This is a genomic window from Flavobacterium bomense (genome assembly GCF_003970355.1).
Window position 1 is genome coordinate 543,683 of sequence record NZ_RYDJ01000001.1, and the last position, 20,184, is coordinate 563,866.

At 34.9% G+C, this 20,184-nt stretch carries 19 protein-coding genes; 10 read left to right on the forward strand and 9 right to left on the reverse strand.

The annotated features are described in order from the left end of the window. The first annotated feature begins 30 nt into the window (after nucleotides 1-30). Nucleotides 31-717: a zinc metallopeptidase gene (locus tag EKL98_RS02350; protein ID WP_185964876.1), complete on the forward strand. Its 687-nt coding sequence runs from the start codon at nucleotides 31-33 to the stop codon at nucleotides 715-717. A 167-nt stretch (nucleotides 718-884) separates the two neighbouring features. Here EKL98_RS02350 and EKL98_RS02355 read toward each other — a convergent pair whose 3' ends face one another. The 3 genes from EKL98_RS02355 to EKL98_RS02365 all read right to left on the reverse strand — a co-directional run bounded on the left by EKL98_RS02355 (nucleotide 885) and on the right by EKL98_RS02365 (nucleotide 3,070). Beyond that, on the reverse strand, nucleotides 885-1,355 hold the full coding sequence (locus EKL98_RS02355) for an Lrp/AsnC ligand binding domain-containing protein (RefSeq protein WP_126457606.1): 471 nt from the start codon (nucleotides 1,353-1,355) through the stop codon (nucleotides 885-887). A gap of 280 nt (nucleotides 1,356-1,635) precedes the next feature. After that, nucleotides 1,636-2,385: a uroporphyrinogen-III synthase gene (locus EKL98_RS02360; protein WP_126457605.1), complete on the reverse strand. Its 750-nt coding sequence runs from the start codon at nucleotides 2,383-2,385 to the stop codon at nucleotides 1,636-1,638. A gap of 13 nt (nucleotides 2,386-2,398) precedes the next feature. Continuing rightward, nucleotides 2,399-3,070: a DUF4271 domain-containing protein gene (locus EKL98_RS02365; RefSeq protein WP_126457604.1), complete on the reverse strand. Its 672-nt coding sequence runs from the start codon at nucleotides 3,068-3,070 to the stop codon at nucleotides 2,399-2,401. Nucleotides 3,071-3,173: 103 nt separating this feature from the next. On the opposite strand from EKL98_RS02365, the gene EKL98_RS02370 reads away from it, so the two are divergent. From EKL98_RS02370 to EKL98_RS02380, 3 genes are read left to right on the forward strand one after another with little or no spacing between them, the layout of a single operon-like run. Then, a complete protein-coding gene (locus EKL98_RS02370) occupies nucleotides 3,174-3,899 on the forward strand; it encodes a polyprenol monophosphomannose synthase (protein WP_126554000.1) in 726 nt (241 codons plus the stop codon). 12 nt (nucleotides 3,900-3,911) lie between these two features. Further along, nucleotides 3,912-5,252 carry a dihydroorotase gene (locus tag EKL98_RS02375; protein WP_126457602.1) on the forward strand — a complete coding sequence of 447 codons (1,341 nt, stop codon included), beginning with the start codon at nucleotides 3,912-3,914 and terminating at the stop codon, nucleotides 5,250-5,252. Nucleotides 5,253-5,263: 11 nt separating this feature from the next. Then, entirely contained in the window at nucleotides 5,264-5,707 is a 444-nt protein-coding gene (locus EKL98_RS02380) for a DUF4296 domain-containing protein (protein WP_126561444.1), read from the forward strand. Here EKL98_RS02380 and EKL98_RS02385 read toward each other — a convergent pair. After that, nucleotides 5,704-6,705: an NAD-dependent epimerase/dehydratase family protein gene (locus EKL98_RS02385; protein WP_126561445.1), complete on the reverse strand. Its 1,002-nt coding sequence runs from the start codon at nucleotides 6,703-6,705 to the stop codon at nucleotides 5,704-5,706. The two genes, EKL98_RS02380 and EKL98_RS02385, sit on opposite strands and share 4 nt — an antisense overlap. Nucleotides 6,706-6,799: 94 nt before the next feature. Here EKL98_RS02385 and tyrS point away from each other — a divergent pair, with 94 nt between their 5' ends. From tyrS to EKL98_RS02400, 3 genes are read left to right on the forward strand one after another with little or no spacing between them, the layout of a single operon-like run. Next, complete coding sequence (gene tyrS, locus EKL98_RS02390; RefSeq protein ID WP_126457599.1) at nucleotides 6,800-8,092, forward strand: tyrosine--tRNA ligase; 1,293 nt, start codon at nucleotides 6,800-6,802, stop codon at nucleotides 8,090-8,092. 32 nt (nucleotides 8,093-8,124) lie between these two features. Continuing rightward, nucleotides 8,125-8,331 (forward strand): hypothetical protein, encoded by a 207-nt coding sequence (locus EKL98_RS02395; protein WP_126457598.1) that lies wholly within the window; start codon nucleotides 8,125-8,127, stop codon nucleotides 8,329-8,331. Further along, nucleotides 8,331-8,549, forward strand: a complete 219-nt coding sequence (locus tag EKL98_RS02400) for a type II toxin-antitoxin system RelE family toxin (protein WP_126561446.1) — start codon at nucleotides 8,331-8,333, stop codon at nucleotides 8,547-8,549. Before EKL98_RS02395 ends, EKL98_RS02400 begins: the two co-directional genes overlap by 1 nt. Nucleotides 8,550-8,571: 22 nt before the next feature. Here the strand turns inward: EKL98_RS02400 and EKL98_RS02405 are convergent, their stop codons facing one another. The 4 genes from EKL98_RS02405 to EKL98_RS02420 form a co-directional block, all read right to left on the reverse strand. Then, complete coding sequence (locus tag EKL98_RS02405) at nucleotides 8,572-9,678, reverse strand: LuxE/PaaK family acyltransferase (RefSeq protein ID WP_199740674.1); 1,107 nt, start codon at nucleotides 9,676-9,678, stop codon at nucleotides 8,572-8,574. A 143-nt stretch (nucleotides 9,679-9,821) separates the two neighbouring features. Further along, on the reverse strand, nucleotides 9,822-10,160 hold the full coding sequence (locus tag EKL98_RS02410) for a T9SS type A sorting domain-containing protein (RefSeq protein WP_126561447.1): 339 nt from the start codon (nucleotides 10,158-10,160) through the stop codon (nucleotides 9,822-9,824). Nucleotides 10,161-10,266: 106 nt separating this feature from the next. Further along, nucleotides 10,267-11,478, reverse strand: a complete 1,212-nt coding sequence (locus EKL98_RS02415) for a hypothetical protein (protein WP_126457595.1) — start codon at nucleotides 11,476-11,478, stop codon at nucleotides 10,267-10,269. Nucleotides 11,479-11,656: 178 nt separating this feature from the next. Continuing rightward, nucleotides 11,657-14,437, reverse strand: coding sequence for a TonB-dependent receptor (locus EKL98_RS02420; RefSeq protein ID WP_126561448.1), 2,781 nt, complete (start codon nucleotides 14,435-14,437; stop codon nucleotides 11,657-11,659). Nucleotides 14,438-14,612: 175 nt separating this feature from the next. Between EKL98_RS02420 and EKL98_RS02425 the strand changes: the two genes are divergently transcribed. The 3 genes from EKL98_RS02425 (at nucleotide 14,613) to EKL98_RS02435 (ending at nucleotide 18,972) form a co-directional block, all read left to right on the forward strand. After that, complete coding sequence (locus EKL98_RS02425) at nucleotides 14,613-15,296, forward strand: response regulator transcription factor (RefSeq protein WP_126561499.1); 684 nt, start codon at nucleotides 14,613-14,615, stop codon at nucleotides 15,294-15,296. Further along, a complete protein-coding gene (locus EKL98_RS02430) occupies nucleotides 15,297-16,349 on the forward strand; it encodes a sensor histidine kinase (RefSeq protein ID WP_126457593.1) in 1,053 nt (350 codons plus the stop codon). 361 nt (nucleotides 16,350-16,710) lie between these two features. Then, on the forward strand, nucleotides 16,711-18,972 hold the full coding sequence (locus tag EKL98_RS02435; RefSeq protein ID WP_126561449.1) for an inorganic phosphate transporter: 2,262 nt from the start codon (nucleotides 16,711-16,713) through the stop codon (nucleotides 18,970-18,972). Nucleotides 18,973-19,043: 71 nt separating this feature from the next. On the opposite strand, the gene EKL98_RS02440 is transcribed toward EKL98_RS02435, so the two are convergent. Further along, nucleotides 19,044-20,135: a glycosyltransferase gene (locus EKL98_RS02440; protein ID WP_126561450.1), complete on the reverse strand. Its 1,092-nt coding sequence runs from the start codon at nucleotides 20,133-20,135 to the stop codon at nucleotides 19,044-19,046. Between the last annotated feature and the right edge of the window lie 49 nt (nucleotides 20,136-20,184).

The following is a 20,184-nucleotide window of genomic DNA, read 5'->3' on the forward strand; positions in this document are numbered from 1 at the left end:
TTTTAAACAATACAATTAAAAAACAAAAATATGGGAATGGGTTATTTGATTCTTGCCGGAGCAATCATGCTTTTCAGCTGGTTAGTTAGTTCAAGACTAAAAAGCAAATTTGAACATTATTCTAAATTGCAATTGCAAAACGGAATGTCCGGTGCTGAAATCGCCGAGAAAATGCTTGCCGATAACGGGATTCGTGATGTACGAGTAATCTCTACACCGGGACGTTTGACGGATCATTATAATCCATCTGACAAAACTGTGAATTTAAGCGAGGCCGTTTACAACCAAAGAAATGCGGCAGCGGCAGCTGTTGCGGCTCACGAATGTGGACATGCGGTGCAACACGCTGTAGGGTATCAGTGGCTGACAATGCGATCTAAATTAGTGCCGGTGGTAAATGTAGCCTCTACGTATATGCAGTGGATCTTGCTAGGAGGAATCTTGATGATGAAGACTTTTCCGCAATTACTACTGGTGGGAATTATCATTTTTGCAGCAACTACTTTATTCTCTATAGTTACTTTGCCGGTCGAATATGATGCGAGTAATCGGGCGTTGGCTTGGTTAGAAAACAAAAGAATGCTGACACAGCAAGAACAAGCGGGAGCCAAAGATTCGCTTAAATGGGCTGCTAGAACGTATGTTGTGGCTGCTTTAGGATCCATCGCGACACTCTTGTATTATGTTTCGATTTATATGGGCGGAAGAAGGAATTAGATGTTTGCTAAAAAAATACAAATCCGTCTTGTGTAAGAACAAGACGGATTTTTTTGCCTCTATTTCATCTCGACGGAGAAGAAATCTCATCAAGTTATTCGGAGTGTATGATTTATCCTACGCAGAAATAACAAAGTTCATGGAGTCACAAAGGGATAAAAGTGGTGCTACAATTGAATTTGTCTTTCAATTTGTTGGTCCAGAGAAATAAAAGTTTCTGTTCTGGAAACGCCTTCTATCGCTTGGATTTTGGTATTGAGTAATTGCATTAAATGTTCGTTATCTCGACAAATTATTTTAATAAGAATAGACCAGTTTCCTGTCGTATAATGGCATTCTAGTACTTCAGGAATTTTTTTTAGATCACGTACCGCCTCTGGATTTCTAGCCGCTTTGTCCAGATAAATTCCAACAAAAGCCATCGTGTTATAGCCCAAAATTTTATTGTTTACCGTAAATTTTGATCCCGAAATAACGCCGGATTGTTCCAGTTTTCGCAAACGTTGATGAATCGCAGCTCCGGAAATTCCAATTTTATTGGCGATTTGAAGAATTGGCTTTCGGGCATCTTCCATCAAGTCGCGCAAGATTTCTTTATCGATACCGTCAATTTCTACTACTAGTGAATTGATTTTCATAGGTTGTTGTTTTAAACTAAACTATTAAATTTAGTTTGAATTGAAAATCAAATTTAAAAAAAAAACGATTAAATTTAGTATTTGTTGAGTTTTATGTGATATTGAGCGCAGTCTGGATGCTAAAATGATTTTCGATTGTGCTCGAACTGACAGTAGTACTAATTTATATGTATCAGTAATACACGATAAAGAACCACAACGGAATTTTAGATTTTGTATTATCAAAAAAGCCATTCGGATTGCGAATGGCTTTTTTGATTTTATTTCGAAAAGTAATTTTTTATTTTCCTTTGTTGGCTTCCATAACATATTTCTCTAAAGCCATTGTCATCGAGGGAGTTTCCGGGGTTGGCGCAAGAATATCGATTCTTAAGCCATGATCCAAAGCTTCTTTTTGGGTGGTACTGCCAAAAACAGCAATTCGAGTATTGTTTTGTTCAAATTCCGGAAAATTCATGAACAATGATTTTATTCCGGTTGGACTAAAGAAGGCCAAAACATCATAATATACATCGGCTAAATCAGACAAATCGCTCATCACTGTTTTGTAAAAAATAGCGGGAGTCCAGTCTACTTTTAAGGCGTCCAGCGTTATTGGAGCATCCGCATTGAGTTGATCTGAAGCAGGTAATAAGAATTTTTCGTCTTTGTATTTTTTAATCAGTGGGGATAAATCGGCAAAGTCTTTTGGTCCAACGTAAATTTTCCGTTTTCGATATACCACATATTTTTGCAGGTAAAAAGCGACTGCTTCTGATTGGCAGAAATATTTTAATCCCTCGGGTACTTTAAATCGCATTTCTTCGGCCACTCTGAAAAAGTGGTCTACTGCATTTCTACTGGTTAAAATAATTGCGGTGTAATGATTAAGATCAATTTTTTGAAGGCGGATCTCTTTTGCATTAACTCCTTCTACATGAATAAAAGGCCTGAAATCAATTTTTACTTTATGCTTTTGTTGAAGTTCAAAGTATGGGGAATTTTCCACTTTAGGCTCTGGTTGTGATACCAAAATTGTTTTCACTTTCATATTTTAACGTTTTCTAAGCACTCCCTTTTGTGAACCAATAATACATGAAATAATAGGGAGCTATTTCGAGAGCGCAAAGATATAAAATAAAATAAAACAACTTACCGATTATTAAATTTTGATAATTTTTTATTGAAATAAAATAAGTTATAACATTGATTGTCAATATAATGCCTATAATTAATAATGGAATATTTATTGAGATTGTGTCGTTATAAAACAAAATAATATTGAATGGCAGTATGATTAATCCAATATAGGTCCTGTAAGTTACCTTTTGAAGGTTGAACTGCTCCATAAATTCTTCAATATTGAATGAGGTTGCAATTATTTTTTCGATTAAATACTTTGCTAAAACGAAGAAGATCAAGAACGTAAATATTTGAATATAAAGCAACCAGTCCGTTTTTGAAACAGGGCCAAAATAGCTCAATGCAATTTGGATGAAGAACGCAAGGGAGATGATTTGAACCAAAAATAAAGCAACAGTGAATCCGCTTTTGAGATGACTGCTGTCACGGTATACTTTGGTGTATTTATTGGAGAAAATAAGGTTCGCAAAATCACCAAAACGATTTTCGAAAATGGATCTAGTAATAGCAATAATAGCAAATGACAGCACAAAAAGTACGGTCGCCCAGTCTTTGTTCTCTGTTATTCTTGGATGAAGTATGGTTTCTATCATAACAGTGCAAAATTACTAATTTTTATGCCATTCTTTTTATTATAATTTTATTAAGGATCAAGTGGCATAAAAAGTTTACTTTTGCGGTGAAATTAGCCTAAATATGAATGATTGTATTGTTATAATTCCTACCTATAACGAAATTGAAAATATAGAAAGCATTATCCGATCGGTGCTTTCTCAACACAAACCCTTTCATGTGCTTATTATTGATGATAATTCACCAGATCACACTGCTGATAAGGTTGTTTTGCTTCAGAGAGAATTTGCAGGCAGGTTGTTTTTAGAGAAAAGAAAAAAGAAATCAGGTTTGGGAACGGCTTATGTACATGGATTCAGATGGGCATTGGAGCGCCGATATGAATATATTTTTGAAATGGATGCCGATTTTTCTCATAATCCCAATGATTTAGAAAAATTGTACAGTGCCTGTCATTTTGGGGATGCTGATTTAGCAATTGGATCTAGATATGTAACCGGTGTCAATGTGGTGAACTGGCCTTTAAGCCGGGTGCTAATGTCATATTTTGCCTCTGTTTATGTGCGCATGATTACCGGAATGAAAATTCATGATGCTACCGCTGGGTTTGTCTGTTACAAAAGAAAAGTTTTAGAAGAAATCCATTTAAATTCCATTAAATTCGTTGGGTATGCCTTTCAAATTGAAATGAAATATAGAACATATTGTAAGAATTTTCAAATCGTAGAGGTTCCAATTATTTTCACTGATAGAACCAAGGGGCAATCCAAAATGAGTAATTCAATAATTATTGAAGCCGTTTTTGGAGTTATTTCGCTTAGATTAAAAAGACTTTTCAATACATTATAAGAAAAAAATACGATGAACAGGGTTTTAATAAAGAATGCCAAAATAGTAAATGAAGGAGTCATTTTTGAAGGTGATTTGTTAATTGAGAATGACCTTATTGTTGAAATTGCAGAAAGCATCAGCGCTAAATCCTCTGAATGTAAAATCATTGATGCCGAGGGAAATTATTTAATTCCCGGAGCCATTGATGATCAGGTGCATTTTAGAGAACCAGGACTCACGCACAAAGGCGACATCGAATCCGAATCTAAGGCCGCAATTGCAGGGGGAATTACGTCCTTTATTGAACAGCCGAACACGGTTCCAAATGCGGTTACCCAAGAAATATTAGAACAAAAATACGAGTTGGCTGCCCAAAAATCGTATGCGAATTATTCGTTTATGATGGGTGCAACCAATGATAATTTAGAAGAGGTTCTAAAAACAAATCCAAAGAATGTTGCCGGAATCAAAATATTTTTAGGATCCTCAACGGGAAATATGCTGGTGGATAATGAAGCCACATTAGAAAAAATATTTTCCAGTACACCACTGCTTATCGCGGTACATTGCGAGGATGAAACGACTATCCAAAATAATTTAGCAAAATACAAAGCAGAGTATGGAGAAGATGTTCCCATTACCGCACATCACCTGATCCGCAGTGAGGAAGCGTGTTATATTTCGTCTTCCAAAGCGGTTGCGCTGGCAAAGAAAACAGGAGCGCGTTTGCATGTTTTTCACCTTTCAACTGCTAAAGAAATGGATTTGTTTACCAATAAAATTCCATTGGAAGACAAGAAAATCACAGCTGAGGTTTGTATCCATCATTTGTGGTTTACCAATGATGATTATGCAACCAAAGGCAATCTGATCAAGTGGAATCCCGCGGTAAAAACTGCGAATGACCGGAAAGTGCTTTGGGAAGCCTTGCTGGATGATAGAATCGATGTGATTGCCACAGATCATGCGCCACACACATTAAAAGAAAAAAAACAATCGTATTTGAATGCGCCTTCCGGTGGGCCTCTGGTTCAACACGCTGTTGTGGCTATGTTTGAAGCCTTTCATCAAGGTAAAATTAGCGTGGAGAAAATTGTGGAAAAAATGTGTCATAATCCGGCAAAGATTTTCAAAATAGAAAAACGTGGTTTCATTAAAGAAGGCTATTATGCGGATTTAGTGATCGTAAATTCAGGTTTGCCGTGGAGTGTTAAGAAAGAAAATATTATGGCTAAATGTGGGTGGTCACCATTTGAAGGTTTTACTTTTAAGTCCAGAATTACCCATACTTTTGTAAATGGACAATTAGTATATAACGCATTTAAGGTAAAAGACATTCGTGTGGGCAAACGGTTGTTGTTTGAAAGATAAATTTTTGATAAATGAAAAAAATTATAGCATTTTTAGCGATCGGGACTCTCTTATTAGGTTGTAAAGAGGAAGTAGTCAAAAAACCGGAACGGCTTATTGATAAAGACGTTATGATAAATGTGATGTATGATTTGTCTGTTTTAGAAGCGATAAAATACCAAAATCCAGCCTCCCTGGACACGTTCAAAATAAATCCTACACAATATATTTATAAAAAATATAAAATTGACAGCCTGCAGTTTGCCAAAAGTAATATTTATTATGCGTCCGATTATGAGGGTTACAAAGTGATGTTTGAGCAAATGACCCAACGATTGGAGGATAACAAAAAACAAGTTGATTCTTTACTTACCATAGATAAAAAGAAAAAGAAATCCCTTCTTTTGAAAAAGAAAAAAACGCCTGTAATTGTTAAGGATACTTCGCGATTAAAACAGAATGAAGCGCCCTTTTAAAGCGCTGAAATGTCTTTTATGTAGTCGGTGATATTTGTAAAATCTGTTTTTAATCTGTTTTTAATCTTTTCATTGGAATACCTGTTTTTCGAGTAGGAAGCTTTTGCGGTAGCGTGCGATAATTTTCTCTTTTGTTGAAAAATAGTAGAAACGCACCAATCCAATCTCCAGAGAATTTCCATGAAAAAGGGTTTTGCATGAGTTTCAGGTCGTTTCACGCCCAATGCATCCGCCATAGTATTCAGGATGTCCCGGTAAACACTGTTTTCTGCAATCAAGGTAAAGCGTTCATTCTTGATTTCGCTTTGCATCAATTGATGTGCAATTCGGACCACATCAGTAACGGCAACAAATCCGGTTGAACCTAGCGTGTAAAATTGCAGTCCCTTTTTTACTTTCGTAAAAAGTTGTCCGCTTCCTTGCTCCCAATCCCGAAACTTCGGGACAGGCCCGAGAATGATGCCTGGATTTACAATTATCACATCTAAACCTTCTTGTTGTCCGCGCCAGATTTCCATTTCGGCACCATATTTAGAAATAGCATAATCAGTATGGTACTTTTCCGGATTCCATTCGGTTTCTTCGGTGATGAATTTTTCATGAGGCAGCAAATCACCCAAAGTGGCAATGGAACTTACAAAACACAGTTTTTTTATTTTATAAGCGATACAAAAATTCACAATATTTGCGGTGCCTTCAATGTTTGTTTTTCGCAAAGCATCTTCATCTTTTGGATCAAAGGAAATCAAAGCGGCACAATGGTAGACGGAATTAATATTCTGGAAGGCGATTTCTAACGAAGGGATTTCGGTAATATCTGCGGGAATCCATTCGATTTGCTCGAATAACGATTCCTTTTTGTAGATGGCAAATAGGGATTTCGTTTTCTCCATCGAGGCGGCACTTCGATAAATAGCACGTACTTTTTTACCATTATCAATTAAATGAAGCAATAAATGCGTGCCTACTAAACCCGTTCCTCCTGTGACTAAAATCATGCTACGAAAATACGAATAATTTTTTTCGAATAACCTATTAAACAAATAACCGAATCCACAATAAATTTTATCTTTGTGGAAATTGATTAAAAAGATGAAGAATTTTATTGAAGAAGTAACTTGGAGAGGAATGCTCCACGATGTTATGCCCGGCACAGAAGAACATTTGATGGAACAAATGCGTGTGGCGTATGTGGGAATTGACCCAACTGCCGATTCATTGCATATAGGACATTTGGTGGGTGTGATGTTGTTGAAACATTTTCAACTATCGGGACATAAACCATTAGCGTTAGTGGGTGGTGCAACAGGAATGATTGGTGATCCGTCCGGAAAATCAAATGAAAGAAATTTATTGGACGAAGCGACCTTGCGTCACAATCAAGAAGCGATAAAAGGACAATTGGCTCGTTTTCTGGATTTTACTTCCGATGCGCCAAATGCGGCGGAATTAGTGAATAATTACGATTGGATGAAGAATTTTTCTTTTCTCGATTTCATTCGGGATATTGGAAAGCACATTACGGTAAATTATATGATGTCCAAAGATTCTGTGAAGAAACGTTTGTCTTCTGAAGCTGCCGAAGGAATGTCATTTACTGAGTTTACGTACCAATTGGTTCAAGGGTATGACTTTTTGCATTTGTACAGAGAAAAGAATTGTACGTTGCAAATGGGTGGAAGTGACCAATGGGGAAATATCACCACGGGAACTGAATTAGTGCGTAGAATAGCGAGTGGAAAAGCGTATGCATTGACTTGTCCGTTGATTACAAAAGCGGATGGAACCAAGTTTGGAAAATCTGAAGGAGGAAATATTTGGTTGGATGCCGTTAGAACTTCTCCTTATAAATTTTACCAATATTGGTTGAACACTTCGGATGTTGATGCGGAGAAATACATTAAGATTTTTACTTTTTTATCCAAAGATGAAATTGAGGTTTTAACTGAAAAACATAAAGAAGCACCGCATTTACGTTTGTTACAAAAACGTTTGGCCGAAGAAACTACGGTATTGGTACATTCAGCAGAAGACTTAGAAAACGCCATAAAAGCATCGAATATTTTGTTCGGAAATTCCACTTCAGATGATTTGAAGCAATTGAACGAAGCTACTTTCTTAGATGTTTTTGATGGTGTTCCTCAAGCGGAAATCAATAGAAATGAGATTGAATCAGGAATCAATATTGTTGATGTTCTAAACGAAAAAACAGGATTTCTAAAATCGAATGGCGAAGCAAGACGCGCTTTGACAGCTAATTCTATTTCAGTAAATAAAGAAAAAGTAACCGAAGAATTCTCGCTTTCGAACAAAGATTTAATCAACAATCAATTTGTATTATTGCAAAGCGGTAAGAAAAATTATTTTGTGCTTCGGGTTAAATAATTGTATAACTTTACTTGAAATAACGAAAAGCTATGGAAACTCAATTTTTAACTGACGAAAAAGGAAATAGAACCGCAGTTGTATTGCCTATCAAGAAATATAATAAATTGATTGAAAAATTGGAAGATTTAGAAGATGTACGTCTTTATGATGAAGCCAAAAAAGAGGATGACGGTTATCGAATTTCTATAGACGAAGCTTTTAAAATTATTGAAGAAAAGCGCAAATTAGCGAAGTAATGGCTTATGCTATCGAATTTCGAAATAAAGTTTTGAAAGCTTTAATCAAAATTAATGAGCCTCACTATTCAGCAATCAAAAAGCAAATCTATGATTTAGCTGAAAATCCACGGCCGCAAGGGTATAGAAAATTGAAAGGAAGAAAAGGATATAGAATTCGTGTTGGAGATTACAGAATTATTTATGAAATTTTGCTCGTTAATTTGGTTAACCGATGAAATAAATTAACGATTAACCTTTTTACAAGACCATCAAATTACAACCTCGAATATCAGAATTATCAAAACGTCCCAATACTTCAAAAGAGTTGTTGGGATTTTTTTTGCCCAAATCCTGCGTAGCAATAAAGGAACAGGAATTGATGTTAGCTAAATCAATCACGTTGATTCCGCCTGTTTTTCCGTCTGGAATGTAAGTTAACGCATCTTCGGTATCGCGAACAAGGATTTGTATCCAAGAAGGGCATTCAAATACGCCGTTTCCTAAGGAATACGCTTGCGAAAGCAACTCGGTCATTCCATATTCAGAATGTATGGCTGAAACGCCAAATCCTTTACACAATTGTTCGTGTAGTTCTTCTCGAATCATTTCTTTACGTTTTCCTTTCATGCCGCCTGTTTCCATGATAATGGTGTGCTGCAGTTGAAACGAATGTTTTTTTTCTGAAAGTTCAGTTGTTTGCCCAAGGTCATCACGAACCTTCTTTTTTTTATCTAAAAAAGAACTTTTTTCGTTGAAGGTTTCAATTAAGTCCAATAAAGCAAAAGTAACCCCAATCAGGATTACATTTTGACCCGCTAGATCTAAAGCGATAAGCTTGGCAATCAGTTCGTCGTGATTGTGCAGGTAAAAACCACTCTCAGGATGATTGGAAAGTTCAATTAAATCCTTGACCATGTAAATTAAGGAAGATCCTTCCCGTTCCAGATAGGAAGGAAGCAAGGCCAAAACAACATAATCTTCAATATTGCCATAAAATTCGGAAAACCCTTTGCGGTAACTTTCTTCATACAGAGTGACGTCCGTAACTAAATGTTTGCTAGTTATGGGAATTACTTTTTTATCCAAATTTCCCCCTTTATGGGCTACGGGGCTTGTGGTTCCGCTGCTGGTAAAAGTTTCCTGAATGGGATTGGTATTCGAAACCACTTCATGACTCTTAAAAAACTGAATCGGTAAAAATGGAATTTGTTGTAGCGATTTTACTTTGTGAGGATCTGTTTTTAAAAAATCGCAAAATTCCTGATAGACCAAGTTGTTTTCGTATTGGAAACGAAACACTTTCAAAGCAATTTTCTCAAACTGTTTTTGACTGGAAATGGTAAATATATCGGAAGATGTGATCAATATTTTTTTTGCAAAAGTAATCAAAAATTTTAAGGCAAACCAATAACGGAATGGTATAAACTTGAATCTGGGAGTTGATTTGGTTTAAGCATTATACAAAAAAGCCCCAACAGGATTGGAGCTTTTCTGATGTATTTTTGAAATTATCGGATGATTAATTTTCTGGTCGCTGATGCTTCTTTTTCATTGATCTTGATGATGTAAACACCAGAGGTTAGATTAGAGACATTTAGTTCTTTTGAGCTCAATATGGTTTGAAGTACTTTTTTTCCTAAAACATCAAAGATGATAATTTCTTTATCAAAATCGTTTTTTGTAGAAATGTACACTCTACCATTACTCACAGGGTTCGGGTACAAGCTTAATCCTTCAATTGAGACGTTTTCTTGTGTCTTTGGTTGTTGCTTAGTTTCCTGAGCACTAATGCCAAGGGAAAATAAAAAAACCAATAAAGTAATAGTATAAAAGTAGTTTTTTGCCATCAGATTAATTTGAATAGTAAATATACAAAATATATTTCAAAAAGCATACCAAAAAAAAACATCCTGAATTTTCAGGATGTTTGATATAAATCGATTGGATTGTTAATTACAAATTCCCTAACAAATTAACGCCATCAACAATTGCCCATGTTCCAGGAGTTAATGCCGCTCCAGTTGCTGAAGTGCTTGTTGTGTAGTTTGCAGATGGGAAAGCTACAGTAAATGTACTTGCACCAGCTCCAGATAATGGAGTATTATCAGAAATTTTAACATTCAACATTTTTATTTTACCTGAAAGAACTTGATTTGTGTTCGTATTAGCATCTTGAATTCTAACGGCAACGGCATTTGTTGTTGTAGTTCCGGAAGTTACAGAATTAGTATATCCTGAAATTACGACATTAGAATATTCTCCGTTTCCTTCTTTTTTAAATTGGATTGCATCTATTTCTGTAGGATTGCCAGACTCAGTTACAGTTCCAGCGGCTCTTCTTAAAGTGATGTTTGATACTTTAGGACCAAATGAATTATTTACACTTTTCGATTCGATTTCCATTCCGAAATTTCCAGCTCCAGTTTGATAAGCATACCAGTTAGTATTTGCTTGACCTTGCCATCCATCTTGCCAGTCAAAAGAATCATCTGTATTACCGTATGAAATTAGATTTTTAGCACTTACTGTTCCTCCATAAAATTCAAAACCATCATCGGCTCCTTTATAAGCTACAAGATTTTCTAAAACTGTTCCGGAACCTACTGAATAAAATGAAAATCCATTCATCTCAGAATTTCCATCAAGAATCTTTTTACCAGCGTATTCTACTCGTACATATTTTAATGAACCACCATTATGTGATGCATTTGTACCTCCGTAAACAATATTTGTACCATCCTCAGAAGTTGCTGTTGTAATCGGAGTTCCGTCACTTGTTTTTCCTGATACAATTGGAGCATCACCAAACATGATAATACCACCCCAAGAACCTGCAGTTTTTGATTTTTCAGTAAAGACAACAGGCTCTGCAGCTGTACCTGAAATATTTAATTTCCCTCCATTTTCTACTAATAGAACATCAGAACCATCCGTAACGTCAGCAGTAATTACTGAGCCCGCTTCAAAAGTTAGTGTTGCACCACTTTTAATTCTTACGGCTCCAATCAATTTGTAAGTACCTTTAGTGTAGGTTTTTGATGTTGTAACGTCACCTGTGATATCGCCTGTTGCAGTTGGTGTAGTTGTTACTGTTTCATTATCACTTGATGTGCAACTTGTAAAAACCAAGGTAAGTAATGCAAGACTAAATACTAATTTTTTCATTTTTAATAATTTAAAATTATAAGTTTTTTTGTTTATTATTTTAATCAAAATTACTCTAGAGTTTTTGTAATTTAGTTATGTAATTGTTACTAAAGTATTATATAACAATCAATTTGATGTAAAGTTTACGTTACTATAAAAACCAAAAAAAGAGCCGTTACAGCTCTTTTTTTGGTTTTTAAAACGTATACCCTATAGTAAAGGAGAACCCAACACCCTTTTTGAATTCTCTTAAAACTAGAGAGTCTTCAGTAATGTTCAAAGTGCTTTTCCTTCCTAACTCTTTTTTATAGCTTGGATTTAGTATATTGTCTATTCCAAATTTAAGTTCAATACTTTTAGAAATAGAATTTGTCCAGACAAAATCTAATTTACTAAAAGATTTCTCGTAGATATGATCAATTCCTGAAGAACCTACAGCAAAGATTCTATCTCCATAAACGTTATACACTAAGGTCATAGAGTTTTTCCAATCTTTGTTAAGAATGAAATCATACTTTAAATCAGAATTAATTAACCAGCTTGAAGCACCTTGTAATTTACGGTTGGTACTGTTTTCTAATTCATTTCCTTGTTTTTTAAGATCAATTTTAACATCAGTACTCATTAATGATGTGTTGAAACCTAGAGAGAAATTAGAAAGCGATTCGTTTATTCTGCTCAATTGGATTAGCATTTCTATTTCGGCACCATAAATAACGGCTTGCTGCGAGTTTTTAAAAGTAGTAATCTGACCACCACTATTCGCAGTAGGTTTGAATACTCTTTCAATTGGATTATTAATCATTTTTCCAAATACTCCTATTGCAAACATTTCTTTATTATTAGGAAATAATTCGTATTTAAAATCTACGTTGTAGTTTTCGCTATCCTTCAAATCTTTATTTCCACTTTCAGAGGTTCCGTCAGCATTAATGTAATTTATTGGCAACAACTCCACAGCTACAGGTCTAGTGATTGTTTTTGCTAATGAAAGTCTAAGGTTGCTGTTTTCATTCAAAATACGTTTTGCATTTACTGATGGTAAGATATCAAGTTTGTCATCAGTTTTTTTGCGATAAGCGCTTCCAAAAGGATCGCCTTGCTCTCTATATTTTATTTCACGAGTAGAGCTTTCTGCTCTAATTCCAGCATTTAAATCCCATTTTTCTCCAATATTCATGAACAAATTGAAGTATCCCGCATTAACGAACTGATTTAATTTGACTTTATAATCACCATTGGATTCCTCTTTAACATATACAATTCCATTGTTTATGTCTTGATTAATATTCTCACTAACAGTGTTGACATTTGCAGTGTAAGGTTGTGTATTAGTTCTGCTTTTCCCTGAAAAGAAGCGATAAGTAGACTGCATGTCATTTAGGGAGCTATTATATCCTATTGATAATTTATTGGATTCTTCTTCATTTCCAAATTTTAAATTATATTCTAAGAGAGACGAATAATAAAAGTTTCCTTTTACGTCTAGATATTGACGGTTTAAATTATTACCACCGTATATCATGTCAATTTGATTGTCATTTATTCGTCCTGTAATGAATTTTCGGTCGGGCTGTTGGAATGAAGTCTTTACATAAGAACCTCCAGCTTTAAGGGAATGTTTGCCATCTTCAGTTAACTTATAGTCTCCAAATAATTGTGTATTCCAATACTTAGATTCCTCATATTGGTTCATTCGTATTAGATTATCAGTAATATTGGCAGCACTATTAACATATCCTATTTGATCTTGAATTTTACTGTCAGTCGCTTTAATTAAAAAAGTATTGAAGTTTAAGTTGAATCGGTTTGTTTTGTATTTCATTCCAGCTAATCCAGAAAAAGTAGTCTGATAACTATATTGCTTGTTGTATAAATTATTATCGTAATTACTCTGTCCAAGGTTGAAGGTTCTGTCTACACCTTCTCTGTAAGAGTATTTATTATCAAAATTGAAAGACATAATGTAACTTATATTACTTTCGTTTTTAAGATTGAATTTTTGAGCATGTAAAAATCCAATGCTTGAATTCAAGGGGCTTTTAGTATTGTTAACGTCCCATGATTTTTTACCAAAACCATTTTCATATTCTGAAGGAGAAAGTTCTGCACCGTTAGGAACAGAACCAAAAGCACTAGGAAGTGCTCTGTCATTCCCAAGCATTCCTAAAGACCCTTTAGTAGAATTTGCATCATTGGACAGCAAAAATGCTTCAAGATTGTTGTTTGTGGTATAACCAAAACCAATATTCAATTTTGTGATATTTTTCGGCTGAGGTGTTTCAATATTGACAGTCGCTCCAGCAAAATCTCCTGAAATATTAGGATTGAATGTTTTGTATACATTTAAAACTCCTACAACGTCAGTAGGAAATAAATCCAAAGGAATAATTTTTTTGAAAGGACTATTAGAAGGGGATTGTAGATCGTTTATCAACAAGTTATTATAACGGTCTTCTAAACCTCTAATAAATAAACCTCTTCCGTCTACTTTTGTAATTCCGGTAATTTTCGTTAATCCTTCCTCAACATCGCTTACCCCTTTACGAGCCATTTCTTGTGAACCGATACTTTGTTTTATCACGACCGCTTGTTTTTGATCTAATAAAAGAGCGGTTTCCTTTTCTCTATTTACAGTAGATCGCACCACTACATCTTCTAGTTTGTAGCTTCCGGAACCTAAAGTTTTGTTTAATGTTACAGTTTGATTAGCAACTACTGTTACAGGAACTTCTACAGATTCATATCCTACAAAACTAAACTGTAAAGTATATTTTCCGGGAAGTATTGTTATGGCATATTTACCATCAATATCAGTATTTGTTCCTATATTAGTTCCTTTAATGAGAACGTTAGCAAATGGTAATGATTGGTTGTTAGAATCCTTATCTGTCAAGATACCTGCTATAGTTCCTTTGTTCTGTGAAAAAGAAACAGCGGTTATAAATAACGTTAAAAATAATAATTTGAATTTCATCTGGTTTAAATTTTTTGCAAAGTAACAGCCGAAATGTAAAATGTAAGTTATTGGTTTGTTATGATTATGTTTTATTTTACATCATAAAGAGGCTTCAATATTAAATTACCGTTAACAGCTTTTCAATAGCTCATTTATGATTACATTTACAATTCAAAATAATTTTTGGTGCTTTATGAAGAAAAAAAATACTAAAATTCTACTAGTAGACGATGAACCGGATATCTTAGAAATTGTAGGGTATAATCTCTCTCAAGAGGGATATCAAATCAGTACTGCCACAAACGGGAAAGAGGCTATAGCAATCGCTAAAAAAGAATTGCCGGACCTAATTATAATGGATGTAATGATGCCGGAAATGGATGGCATGGAAGCTTGCGAGAACATCAGAAAAATACCGGAACTCAGTAATGTAATCATAACTTTTTTAACCGCCAGAAGCGAAGATTACTCTCAAGTTGCGGGCTTTGATGCCGGAGCTGATGATTACATCACTAAACCAATAAAGCCTAAATTATTAGTCAGTAAAGTAAAAGCCTTACTGCGCCGATTAAAAGAAAAAGAACAAAATAGCGAAACTCTTAATGTTGGTGGAATCGAAATCAATCGGGAGGAATACAAAATTGTAAAAGATAATATCGAAATTGCCTTACCCAGAAAAGAATTTGAATTGTTTTATTTATTGGCTTCAAAACCGGGAAAAGTTTTCAAAAGAGATGAAATTCTGGATAAAGTGTGGGGCAATGAAGTAGTTGTTGGTGGTAGAACCATAGATGTTCACATCAGAAAATTACGTGAAAAAATTGGCGAAGAGTTGTTCAAAACAATAAAAGGAGTGGGATATAAGTTTGAAGTATAAATGACAATAAATTTTAAAAAAACATATCGTTTTGCCGTAAAGTCGGCCCTGTATATTACCCTTTTTTCTACTGCATTGGTAAGTTTACTGATTTACCTTTTTTTTACTTTTTCCTACCAGTTTAGCCTGATTTTTGCCATTTCGATTGCTACTTTTTCATTTATAGTGATTCAATATCGGGTGGAGCGTTTTATTTATAAAAAGGTAAAAAAAATATACGATGACGTTTCTTTATTAGAATCTAGCACCTTCAGAAACCAGCCCATAACCACTGACATGGCGACTCTTACAAGGGAAGTCAAGAAGTTTGCTACTGACAAAAAGCTGGAAATTGAAACCTTAAAAGTTCGGGAGGAATACCGGAGAGAATTTCTGGGAAATGTCTCTCACGAACTAAAAACACCTCTTTTTATGGTTCAGGGCTATCTGTCAACCTTACTTGACGGAGCCATGAATGACAAAACAATCCGAAAAAAATACCTGGAACGCGCCGAAAAAGGAGTCGAAAGACTGATCTACATTGTGCAGGATCTGGACATGATTACCAAACTCGAAATAGGGGATTTGCATCTGGAAATTGTCGAGTTTGACATCGTTAAACTCGTTCAGAATGTATTTGATTTGCTCGAAATGAAAGCATCTAAAAAAGATATTTTGTTGATGTTTGACATGAAATACAACAAACCCGTTATGGTCATTGGAGATCAGGAAAAAATACAACAAGTGGTGATGAACCTTATTGTAAACTCAATCAAATACGGAAAATTAAAGGGTTCTACCGAAGTAAGTATTGAGGATTTGACAGCAGAAAAAGTCATCGTTCGTGTCACCGATAACGGAGAAGGAATTGAGAAAAAAAATATCCCAAGACTTTTTGAACGTTTTTATAGAGTAGATAAAAGCGGAGCAAGAACAGAGGGAGGCTCTGGGCTGGGATTGTCCATAGTAAAACATATTATCGAAGCACATGACGAGAAAATTTATGTAGACAGCACGTATCATGTTGGATCTGAGTTTTCATTTACCCTGGAAAAATCCAAGTCAGGGGAATAAGTACGGCCATCTAAATTCCTTCAGGTCAAATAGAATTAATAATATCCTTTACCTAATAAGCACAATTATTTTAGGATCATTCACTTGTGTTATTGATGTTATTAAGTTGATGTCAAAATAATAATTTAGTAACGACAGTCTTACTTTTGAGGGTCATATTTGCAAAAGACACCGGAAGTTTGTTGTGGTATATTTATGATGACATCCAAGTGTAACCGTACCATCACGACGCTTTTTTGAACTATAAAGCAACACTCAGGCATAAATCATCATGAGGTTGTCGTACAATGAGACAGTTGTTTTGAAGGCCAACTAATTCCATCAGAGCAAACAAAATTTCACCTTTCACTTTAATACAGATATGGAACAAATATATATAGTAATGCTTGTGGTTTTAGGTATTTTGGCAATAATTGATCTAGTTGTCGGGGTTAGTAATGACGCAGTAAATTTCTTAAATTCGGCAATTGGTTCTAAAGCAGTGTCGTTTCGTACTATTATGATTGTGGCCAGTCTAGGTATTTTAGTAGGAGCGCTATTTTCCAGTGGTATGATGGAAATTGCCCGAAGTGGTATTTTTGTTCCCGGCATGTTTAGTTTTAATGATGTTATGATTATTTTCCTGGCCGTAATGATCTCAGATATTATATTATTAGATGTTTTTAACTCAATAGGATTACCAACTTCGACAACAGTATCCATTATTTTTGAACTTTTAGGGGCAGCGCTCTGTTTGGCAGTCTATAAAATTTATGTTTTGGATGATAGTTTTGATACTTTAAGTGATTATATCAACACTGAAAAAGCATCACAAATTGTTTTTAGTATCCTACTGTCTGTCATTCTTTCTTTCACTCTTGGAAGTTTTGTGCAATATGTTTCTCGACTAATTTTTACTTTTCAATATGAAAAAAGAGTCAAATATATAGGTGCAGTTTTTGGAGGATTAGCCATTACTGCGATTACTTTTTTTATCCTGATTAAAGGATTGAAAGGAGTTTCTTTTATCGATCAAGCTACTCATGTCTGGATAAAAAGCAATCAATTACTGATAATAGGAGTAAATTTTGTTTTTTTCACACTGCTTTCTCAAGTGTTGATGACTTTCTTCAAAATAAATATTCTCCGAGTAATCATCATAGTAGGGACTTTTGCTTTGGCTTTAGCTTTTGCCGGGAATGATTTGGTTAACTTTATCGGCGTTCCTATTGCGGCCTATAACTCCTATGAAATTTTCAATGGTTCAGGAATTTCTGGAGATCAATTTATGATGGGAGCGTTGGCTAATGATAATATTGTGGCGCCATTTTATTTTTTAGTTTTTGCAGGAGTGGTTATGGTTATAACACTTTGGACTTCAAAAAAAGCCAAAACTGTCATCGAGACCGGCCTTAATTTATCCAGACAGGGTGATGGCGTAGAGCGTTTTTCACCCAATATGTTATCCAGATATATTGTGCGATTTGGCGTTTATATCGGACTGGGAATTAATTATTTTTTACCAAAATCAATCCAAATAAAAATTGATAAGCAATTTGAGAAACAGGAAGTCAAAGGAAAAAAAAGAAAGGACGAACCTGCTTTTGATATGGTTCGTGCTGCTGTAAATTTAATGGTAGCCAGCATTTTGATATCGATAGGGACTTCTTTAAAGTTGCCACTTTCTACAACTTATGTTACTTTTATGGTGGCCATGGGAACTTCATTTGCAGATCGAGCTTGGGACCGCGAAAGCGCAGTGTATCGTATTGCAGGGGTTTTTAATGTGATTGGGGGATGGTTTGTAACAGCAATTGTTGCATTTGTTTCGGCCTTTATCTTTGCGTATTTCCTCAAAGTAGGTCAAGTATATGCTTTCATCGGATTGCTGGTTGGATTAGGAATTCTTTTGTATCGAAGTTCAAGAAAGCATACTAAAACCATTAAAGCCCAGCAAGAATTATTGCTCTTGAAAAGAGAAGATATTGTTACCATAAATGAAGTTATTAGGGAGTGTACCATTCAGATTTCCAGAGTGATAAGCGGTTCAAACACGATTTATAGAGAGGTTATCGAAAATCTTAGCCTTCAGGATTTAGGGAAGTTAAAGGAGAATAAAAAAGACCTCAAAAAACTCGAAAAAGAAGTCGATGAATTAAAGAGTAATGTATACTATTTTATAAAGAATCTGGATGAAACCTCGGCAGAGGGCAGTATGTTTTATGTCATGATTTTGGGTTATCTTCAAGACATGATTCAGTCCCTTGGATTCATCTCACAAAACAGCTATGCACATATCAATAACAATCACAAACAATTGAAATTCAATCAAATTAGGGATTTGAAAAGCTTAGACAATAAGCTTAAAAAATTATTTGAAGATATTATTGTTATTTTTCAAGAAGGTTCGTTTGACAAAATTGATGTTCTTTTAGAAACCAAAATGGAGATTTACGATCAAGTATCTAAATTAATTAAAAAACAAATTGAAAGAATTAGAACGGTAGAAACCAGTCCTAAAAACAGCAAGTTGTATTTCGCGTTACTTTTAGAAACTAATGATTTGATAAAAGCAACGATGCACTTACTCGAATTATTCAAAGAATTCAATAGCCATGCTAATTTAAAAGGTACAAATCTGTAATTCAGTAGTGCTTCTTTTTTTGATAACCATTCAAAACTAATCTTAAGAAACCCATTTGAGGGAATGGGTTTTTAGGGGTTAAGGGTACTTATTTTTGTGTTTTGGAAAATATCAAAAAGCGATTTCCAGTCAATATTGCAATGCAAGGTTTGTAAACCACGGTAGGACGCTACTTCACTAAGATTTTCAATTTTGAAATCATCCTGATTTGAATAGGGAACTAACCCTTCTTTTTTTAGCTTTCTGGCTAAATATTCCTGTTCGTATTGGCCTGGAGTTGGAATAAAAAAAGCCTTTTTACGGAGTTGGGCTAGATCCATAATTGTGGTGTATCCGGAACGGCACAGCACCATTTCACTTTCGTTAAAAGCCTGCTCTAACTGGAAAGAATTCATGTAATTATAATAGGTAACAGGATTGATTTGAGTTACTATTTGTTCGGTTTCAATCTTTCCTTCAATAAATATGACATTCCCGCGGTATCGTGCGATTTCTTTTTTCAGGGAATCCTCCAGCAAGCCGCGCTGAGGTTCTGGTCCGGAAAGAATAATCATTAAATCATATTTTTTTGGGACTAATTTTTTTTGCAATCGACTCAAAGGACCAATGTATCTAATTTTAAGATTTGGATCGTCAACATGTCCCATTTTTCCGGTTAGATTAATTGATCCAGCAAGATCTGGAACCCAGCATTCTGTGTATTTTTTTATAATATGTTGGTGGATCTTACTGGTAATCCAAGTGGTATTGCCAGTCATTACATTCAATTGATGGGTAATAAATACCGAAGGAATTTTTTTGCTGAACACACCCAGTCGGTTGTCGGATATAATCCCGTCAATCCTATATTTTGAGATCCATTTTTTAATTATTTTTTTTTCTTCCCAAATTGCTTCAAGCATTTTTGGGCTATTTTTTAATAATTTCCATTTAAAGTGAGCTCCATTTTTTGCATATTCTATCTGGTAGGATGGCAGTTCCAGCGTTTGTACAGTAGGGAATTCCTTTTTTAGCAAAGCCAATGCAATTCCATCAGAAGCAATTATAGGAATGTAGTTGTTTTCTAATAAGGCCTTAATGATTGGAATACAACGTGTAGCATGGCCTAAGCCCCAGTTTAATGGCGCAATCAAAATAGTTTGTTGGTTTGCATTCAAATTCATGTGGCTCTGTAGTTTAGTGGTTTAAATTTGAAAGATAGACAATGAACGT